This is a genomic window from Kitasatospora sp. NPDC058406 (assembly GCF_042722765.1).
Taxonomy (GTDB): domain Bacteria; phylum Actinomycetota; class Actinomycetes; order Streptomycetales; family Streptomycetaceae; genus Kitasatospora.
On the sequence record NZ_JBHXKE010000028.1, the window covers coordinates 53,319 to 55,931 of the forward strand.

The following is a 2,613-nucleotide window of genomic DNA, read 5'->3' on the forward strand; positions in this document are numbered from 1 at the left end:
CGGCCGCGCGCCGCGCGGCCGGGGGGCCGGGGCCCGGGGGGGGCGGGGGTACGCCCGCCGCACCGGGGGCGGGGGGGCCGCCCGGCTGGGCCGGGCCACCCCTGAGCGGCACCCCTGACGGGACGGCCGGGCTCGTCCGTCCTCCGACGGAATAGGCCGTCAGCCGTCAGCCGTCGGCTTCAGGCTTTCGCCGGCTGTCGTGCCGTCAGGCGATGGAGAAGTCGTCGCCGAAGACATTGCCCTGGCCGTACCAGCCGTGCAGGTACACCGTGGCGGTGCCGGAGGCGCCGGTGGTGAACGGCACGGTGAGCTTGGTCCAGCCGCTCGCGCTGGTCCAGGCGGAGCCGGTGGCACCGCCGCTCACGCCGAGGTAGGCGTAGCTGCCCTGGACCCAACCGGTCAGCGTGTAAGCCTTGTTGGGCGCCAGCGTGACGGTCTGCTGGCACTGGCCGGTCTGCGAGGCACTGGCCGCGGCCTGGAGCGCGTAGGACCCGGAGTGGGCCGGGGTGCTCACCACGGAGCCGCCGCTCTGGCAGGTCCACGGACCGAGGCTGCCGGTCTCCAGGCCACCGTTGACCAGGCCGCCGGGCGGGGTGACGCCGGTGACGGTCAGCGTGTAGGTGCTGGTGTGGGTGCCGGAGGCGGCGGTGCCGGTGATGGTGAGCGGGTAGGTGCCGGGTGTGGTGGTGCCCGCCGTGGTGATGTTGAGCGTGGCGGGGGAGCCGGCGGTGACGCTGCCGGGGGTGGCGGTGGCGTTGACGCCGGCCGGGGCACCCGAGACGGTGAGGCTGACGCTCTGCGCCGAACCGGTGGTGACGGCGGTGGTGATGTTCGCGCTGGTCGACGAACCGGCCACCACCGAACCCGAGTCGGGGCTCACGCCGACCGAGAAGTCGTTCGTCGGCTGGGTGTTGCTGGTGAACGCCTTGAAGATCTTGGTGAAGTCCCAGGTGTTCTGGCTGATCCCGGAGCAGTTGTCACGGGCGGTGGCGCCCGGGCAGCTGCCGTTGTCGCGCTGCAGCGCCCAGAACGACAGGGTGTTGATGCCCTTCGAGACCGCCCAGTTGTAGACGGTGGTCGCGTTGGCGAGCGTGAAGGTCTCGGCCGGACCGAAGTCGTCGACGCCGATCATCTCGGTGACGCCGATGGAGCCCCACAGCTGGGCGGGCGTCTTGGTCGGGTACAGCCGGGCCAGCTGGTTGTAGAGGCCGGTCGCCGCGGTCTGGGTGTCGGCGGCCATGTCGTGCTGGGCGTTGTCGTAGTAGTCGAAGGTCATCAGGTTGACGACGTCGATCCGGGCGTTGTTGGTGACCGCGTTCCGCAGCACCGCGAGGCCGCTGGCGGCCAGGCCGGTCGGCGTGGTCGGCAGGGTGTAGGAGAACTGGATCTGCCGGCCGTTGGCGGCGGCCCAGTCCTGCACCACCTTGATCGCCTTGTTGCGGCGGTCGATGCCCGCGGTGTTGTCCAGCGAGTCGACCTCGATGTCGAGGTCGATCCGGCTGATCTCGTACGTGGTGATCAGCTTCTGGTACGCGGCGGCGATCTGGTTGACGTCGGTGCAGCTGTCGGCCAGCTCGGTGCCGGTGGTGTCGGCGGTGTAGCCGCCGAAGGACGGGATGACGTCGCCGCCGTTGGCGCGGATGGTGGCGATGTCGGCGCCGAACGAGGACTGGGCGACCGGCAGCGAGGTGTCGCCGTTCCAGTACGGCGTGCACGAGCCCTTGGTCGCGGTCTGCAGGAACGCCATCGTCAGGTGCTTGGCACCGGACTGGGCGGCCAGGGCGGCCGGGCTCTCGCCGGTCCAGGCCTCGAAGTAGGGGGCGAACACCCGGGTGGGCAGCGGGGTGGCGGCGGCCGAGGCGGAGACCGACGAGGTGGTCGCTGCCGTGGGGGCCGCTCCCGCGGTGGTCGCCCCGGCGGCGACGATTCCGGCCGAGGCGGCCAGGGTGACACAGGCCGTCAGGGCGGCCTGAATCGTTCTGCGTAGACGCATTGGTTCTCCAACAGACTTGGTGGGGCCGGACGTTGGTGAAGTGTGCGGAGTTTCGCGGCGGAACGGTCGAACGGTGGGGGCCGTGGAGCGGGGCACTGTGGAGCGGGAGATGCGAACCGTGCGGCGGGGGCGGCGGAGCGGGCATGCGCACCCCGTGGACACGCGGCACGGACGGCCGGCGGTGCGCGAACGCGCGGACGCCGCAGCGGGTCTGGGGGTGGAGCATGGCAGGGCATGGCAGTGCCTCAGCCGCCGGTGGTCACACCCCCACAGTGCATCCCGGTCGGATCGACATGCTTATGGTTGGACTAGACCACTCGTCTGTCAAGACTCCTAACAGTTCGTCGGCGGAGCATGTGCGCCCACCTCGTGGCCGTGATCCGGCCTGCCGGCGGGCCGGGGCCGGCGGCAGGCCGGGTGGTTCGTGCCGCCGTCCGCCGGTGTGGTCACGGCAACGGCCGGCGCGGCGGTGGGCGGCGCCGGGTGCGGTTCACGGCCGGCGCTCTGCGGCCCCGTCCGTCGTCCGGGCGCGCCGGCGCCGGACGCACAGGTGGTGGCGCAGGCCGCCCGCTGACGGCGGGCGTGCGGGCGCCGGGCATGCGGGTTCCGTGGCCGCGCGC

Annotated in this window: 1 protein-coding gene; it reads right to left on the reverse strand. The window is 72.4% G+C overall.

Annotation, left to right across the window (positions count from 1 at the left end):
* Positions 1-205: 205 nt before the first annotated feature.
* Positions 206-1,993: a glycosyl hydrolase family 18 protein gene (locus ACFWOG_RS08530; RefSeq protein WP_380356094.1), complete on the reverse strand. Its 1,788-nt coding sequence runs from the start codon at positions 1,991-1,993 to the stop codon at positions 206-208.
* Positions 1,994-2,613: the final 620 nt, after the last annotated feature.

Bases quoted from the DNA above. Each gene is read 5' to 3' on its own strand.
- ACFWOG_RS08530 (WP_380356094.1), bottom strand. From the start codon at position 1,993: ATGCGTCTACGCAGAACGATTCAGGCCGCCCTGACGGCCTGTGTCACC.